Source organism: Mesorhizobium sp. M7D.F.Ca.US.004.01.2.1 (genome assembly GCF_003997785.1).
Taxonomy (GTDB): domain Bacteria; phylum Pseudomonadota; class Alphaproteobacteria; order Rhizobiales; family Rhizobiaceae; genus Mesorhizobium; species Mesorhizobium loti.
The window spans coordinates 1-4,904 of record NZ_RZRQ01000398.1 but is presented as its reverse complement, the minus strand read 5'-3'; the positions used below and the strand labels follow the sequence as shown (position 1 = coordinate 4,904).

The following is a 4,904-nucleotide window of genomic DNA, read 5'->3' as shown; positions in this document are numbered from 1 at the left end:
ATATCCTGCATGCCTGGGACAGGCTGACTTCACCGGAAGAGGTGATGCGAACGCTGGACGATCTGGTGCGCGCCGGAAAGATCCGGCATGTCGGCCTCTCCGACGTCCCCGCCTGGTACGCAAGCAGGGCGCAGTCCATCGCCGAACAGCGCGGCTACGAGCCGGTTTCGGCGCTGCAGCTCGAATATTCGTTGGCCGAGCGCAACATCGAGCATGAATTCGTGCCGTTCGGCACGCGCTACGGCGCCGGCATCATGGTGTGGAGCCCGCTGGCCAGCGGCTTGCTGAGCGGCAAATATCGTTCAGATACAATCAGCAAGGCGGGCGGGCGACTGGAGACGATGCGCGGTTCGACCAATCCCGGTTTCCAGAAATTAACCGCCCGCAACTGGGCAATCGTTGCCGAACTGGAAAAAATTGCCGGTGAGCTTGGCCGCGGCATGGCCCAGATCGCCTTGAACTGGGCCGCCACACGGCCCGGTGTCGCTTCGGTGATCATCGGTGCGACGAAACTCGATCAGCTCAAGGACAATCTCGGCGCGCTCGATTTCGAGGTTCCCAAGGAGCTTTTGGCAAGGCTCGACGCTGTCAGCCAGCCGGTCACGCCGTTCCCGTACTCGTTCTTCGGCCCGGAAATCCAGGGCGGCCTCACCGGCGGTCAGGCGGTCGGCGACAAGCCGGCGGGCTACTTCCCGGACCTGCTCATGGAAGGTGCTTTTGCCGGCGTGAGTTGACAAAAGGCGAGAGAATTCCGGGTCGGGCGCCGCGTGACATCGCGGCGCCCTTCGTGTATCGGAACACGGCATCGCGCCATTGTTTCGGGGCGGCGCCTGCGCGAGGGTAGCCACCCGGAACGCGCCACATGCAAAATGAAGAGGCCCAGATGACGGTGAAGCCCCTCTACCGACGTGTTTTGCTGAAAGCGTCGGGCGAAGCATTGATGGGCGAACAGCATTTCGGCATCGACGTTTCGGTCGTCGATCGCATCGCCGGCGACATCGCTGAGGCGCGTGCACTGGGCATCGAGGTTGGCGTCGTCATCGGCGGCGGCAACATCTTTCGCGGCGTGGCCGTTGCCTCCAAGGGCGGCGACCGTGTCACCGGCGACCACATGGGCATGCTTGCCACGGTGATCAATTCGCTGGCGTTGCGCACGTCATTGAACAAGATCGGTGTCGACGCCGTGGTGCTTTCGGCGATCGCCATGCCCGAACTTTGCGAGAGCTTTTCGCAGCGCCAGGCGACTGCCTACATGAACCAGGGCAAGGTGGTGATCTTTGCCGGCGGCACCGGCAATCCGTTCTTCACCACTGATTCGGCCGCCGCACTTCGTGCGGCTGAGATCGGCGCCGACGCGCTGTTCAAGGGCACTCAGGTCGACGGCGTCTACTCGGCGGACCCGAAGAAGGACCCGAATGCGACGCGTTTCGAGCGCATCAGCCATGGCGAAGTCATAAAACGCGGTCTTTCCATCATGGATACGGCAGCGATTGCACTTGCGCGCGAAAACAACATTCCGATAATCGTTTACTCGATCCACGAAAAAGGTGGTTTCGGCGATATTCTGAGGGGCGGCGGCCGCTGCACGGTCGTCGCGGACGATTGATCGAGGGCCTGATCCCGAAAGGGAAGCCGGTTTTCGAAAGTCAGGCTCGAATACGGGGCCTTGCCCCGAAGCAGTGAACCCGCGTTAGACGGGTCGAGGAGATAGAGATGAGTGGTGAGTACGACGATCTCAAGCGGCGCATGGATGGGGCGATCGCCGCGTTCAAGCATGATCTGGCTTCGCTGCGGACCGGTCGCGCCTCCAGCAATCTGCTCGATGCGATCCAGGTGCAGGCCTATGGCACCACCATGCCGATCAATCAGGTCGCCAACGTCTCGGTGCCGGAGCCGCGCATGATCTCGGTATCGGTCTGGGACAAGTCGATGGTCGGCGCGGTCGACCGCGCTATCCGCGAATCCAATCTGGGTTTCAACCCGATCGTCGATGGAACCAACCTCAGGATTCCACTGCCTGAACTCAACGAACAGCGCCGCAAGGAGCTGGTCAAGATCTCGCACACCTACGCCGAGAATGCCCGGGTCGCCGCGCGCCATGTGCGCCGCGACGGCATGGACTTTCTGAAGAAGGCGGAGAAGGACGGCGACATCAGCGAGGACGATCAGCGCAAGCGCTCGGATCAGGTCCAGAAACTCACAGACGAAACGATCAGCACCATCGACCACCTGCTTTCCGATAAGGAAGCTGAAATCATGCAGGTTTAGGGTCTTGGCCAGCGGCTGACCCGAAAGCGAGAACATGGCAACGCCCGCGCATGTCGCGATCATCATGGACGGAAACGGACGCTGGGCCAAGGCGCGTGGCATGCCTCGTCTTGCGGGCCATCGTGCCGGTGTCGAGGCGCTGCGCAAGACGGTGCGCGCAGCACCCGGACTCGGCATCTCCTACCTGACCGTCTACGCTTTCTCGTCGGAGAACTGGTCGCGGCCGAAGTCCGAGGTCAGCGACCTGATGGGTCTCCTGAAAATGTTCATCCGCCGCGACCTGGCCGAATTGCACCAGAGCGGCGTGCGGGTCAGGATTATCGGCGACAGGGCAGGGCTGCAGTCCGACATCAGGGGCCTGCTCGACGAGGCCGAATCGCTGACTGCCGCCAATGAATCACTGACGCTGGTGATCGCCTTCAACTACGGCGGACGCGACGAGATCGTTCGCACGGCGCAAAAGCTTGCGTCGGCCGTGGCGCGTGGCGAACTCGACAGCGAGGCGATCACCGCCGAGAGCTTTGCCGGCGCTCTCGACACGCATGGCATTCCCGACCCGGAGCTTGTCATCCGCACCAGTGGCGAACTCCGGCTGTCGAACTTCCTTCTGTGGCAGGCCGCCTATAGCGAGCTCGTCTTCCTGCCTTGCTACTGGCCCGATTTCAGCCGCGAGCACCTTGCCGAGGCCTTGCGCGAATTTGCCAGCCGCGAACGCCGTTTCGGCGGACTTGGGACCCAGGCCGTTGCTTCGCGACCGGCCGCAGGATGAGCAATCTCCAGCTGCGTGTCATTTCGGCTGTCGTGCTTGCCATCATCACCCTTGGTTTGACCTGGCTCGGCGGTCTGCCGTTCCGGCTGCTGTGCGCCGCAATGGTGGTGGTGATCTTCTATGAATGGACCCGTATGTCGCGCCCGACCGGGGCCGCGGGTCTGGGTTTCCTGCCGGAAGCGCTGCTGGTTGTCTTCATTGGCGTCTTGCTTGCCGGCCTTGCCACCTCCTGGCTGCTGCCGCTTGTCGTGGTCATGGTTGCCGCAACGGCGATTGCCGCCTCGGTTCGCAAGACTGGGCAGTGGGATGCGAGCGGCCTTGCTTATGCCGCGGTCTCAGGCCTGTCGCTCGCCTTGCTGCGCGATGGCGACCGCTCGGGCCTCATTGCCATCCTGTTCCTGTTCGCGGTCGTCTGGGCCACCGATATCTTTGCCTATTTCGTCGGCCGAGCGGTTGGGGGACCGAAGCTGGCGCCGGCGATCTCGCCTGGCAAGACACGCAGCGGCGCGCTCGGCGGCGCTGTTGGTGGCGTCGTCGCGGGGCTGGTCCTCGCTGCCGCTGCTGGTGTCGGCAATCTGGCATTGCTCGGCCTTGTGGCGCTCGTGCTATCGATTGTCTCCCAGGCCGGTGACCTGTTTGAATCCTGGGTCAAGCGCCGCCACGGCCGCAAGGATTCGGGTGCGCTCATCCCAGGCCATGGCGGCGTCATGGATCGTGTCGATGGGCTTGTCGCGGCGGCTTTCGCCCTATACGTCATCGGTTGGATCTCGGCGACCGCCGATCATCCGGCGCAGGGGCTGTTTCCCGTTTGAGTGGTGCCATTTCAGGGTCCGATGCGCGGTGCGCCTTGGATTCGCCCGGATTGGTGTCACAGTCACGGCACACTCTGCGCCGTGGAAGAATTTGAGGGTTTGTCTTGAACGAGATTCTTCACGCGCTTTTCAGCACAGAAGGCTTTGTCCTCGGAACGCTCGTGCCGTTCGTGTTTGTGCTGACCGTGGTCGTGTTCGTCCATGAAATGGGCCATTACCTTGTCGGGCGCTGGTGCGGCATCGGCGTCAAGGCCTTCTCGATAGGCTTCGGCCCGGAACTCTTCGGCTTCAACGACAGCCACGGCACGCGCTGGAAACTGTGCGCGATACCGCTTGGCGGCTATGTCAAATTTGTCGGCGACATGAATGCCACCTCGAGCCAGCCCACTTCGGCAGAGATCGAAACGCTGACCGAGGCGGAGCGCAAGGTCGCCTTTCACACGCAGCCGATCTGGAAGCGCGCGGCGACCGTGGTGGCCGGGCCGCTGTTCAATTTCCTGCTGACGATCGTCGTCTTTGCCGTGCTGTTCACCACCTATGGCCGTTATGTCGCGGAGCCCATGGTGGCCGAGGTGACCGCCGACAGCCCGGCGGCGAAGGCCGGCATCCTGCCCGGTGACCGATTCGTCAGCGTCGACGGCAACAAGGTCGAAACCTTTGGCGACGTCCAGCGCCTGGTCTCGGGCCGCGCCGACGACACCATCACCTTCGTCATGCTGCGCGACGGCAAGGAGGTCACGGTGACCGCGGCGCCGCGGCTGATGGAACAGGAAGACGCGCTCGGCAACAAGGTCAAGGTCGCCGTGATCGGTGTCGTCAACAACAAGGAACTCGGCCAGCCGCGGCTCATCACCTACACGCCGGTCGGAGCGGTCGCGGCGGCGGTCGAGGAAACCGGTCACGTCATCCAGCGCACGGGCCAGTTCCTGCAGCGCTTTGTTGTTGGGCGCGAGGACAAATGTCAGCTGGGCGGCCCGGTGAAGATCGCCGACATGGCCGGCAAGGCGGCGAAACTAGGGTTCGAATGGCTCGTGCAACTGGTCGCAATGCTGTCC

6 protein-coding genes are annotated in these 4,904 nt (G+C 63.0%); all 6 read left to right on the top strand.

What is annotated here, in order from left to right; all coding sequences use genetic code 11:
• Positions 1-734 (top strand): aldo/keto reductase (locus EN993_RS31430; protein WP_164757931.1); only part of this gene is annotated, 734 nt, incomplete at its 5' end.
• 149 nt (positions 735-883) lie between these two features.
• Positions 884-1,606 carry a UMP kinase gene (gene pyrH / locus EN993_RS31425; RefSeq protein ID WP_091574801.1) on the top strand — a complete coding sequence of 241 codons (723 nt, stop codon included), beginning with the start codon at positions 884-886 and terminating at the stop codon, positions 1,604-1,606.
• Positions 1,607-1,713: 107 nt separating this feature from the next.
• Positions 1,714-2,268, top strand: a complete 555-nt coding sequence (frr, locus tag EN993_RS31420; RefSeq protein WP_013531759.1) for a ribosome recycling factor — start codon at positions 1,714-1,716, stop codon at positions 2,266-2,268.
• Positions 2,269-2,302: 34 nt separating this feature from the next.
• The gene (locus EN993_RS31415; protein ID WP_109669048.1) at positions 2,303-3,037 is read left to right on the top strand and encodes an isoprenyl transferase; all 735 of its coding nucleotides are present in this window, start codon (positions 2,303-2,305) and stop codon (positions 3,035-3,037) included.
• The gene (locus tag EN993_RS31410) at positions 3,034-3,849 is read left to right on the top strand and encodes a phosphatidate cytidylyltransferase (protein WP_109669046.1); all 816 of its coding nucleotides are present in this window, start codon (positions 3,034-3,036) and stop codon (positions 3,847-3,849) included. The genes EN993_RS31415 and EN993_RS31410 overlap by 4 nt, the downstream gene beginning before the upstream one ends.
• Positions 3,850-3,953: 104 nt before the next feature.
• Positions 3,954-4,904, top strand: a 951-nt coding sequence (locus EN993_RS31405; protein WP_164757930.1) for an RIP metalloprotease, incomplete at its 3' end; no start/stop codon positions are given.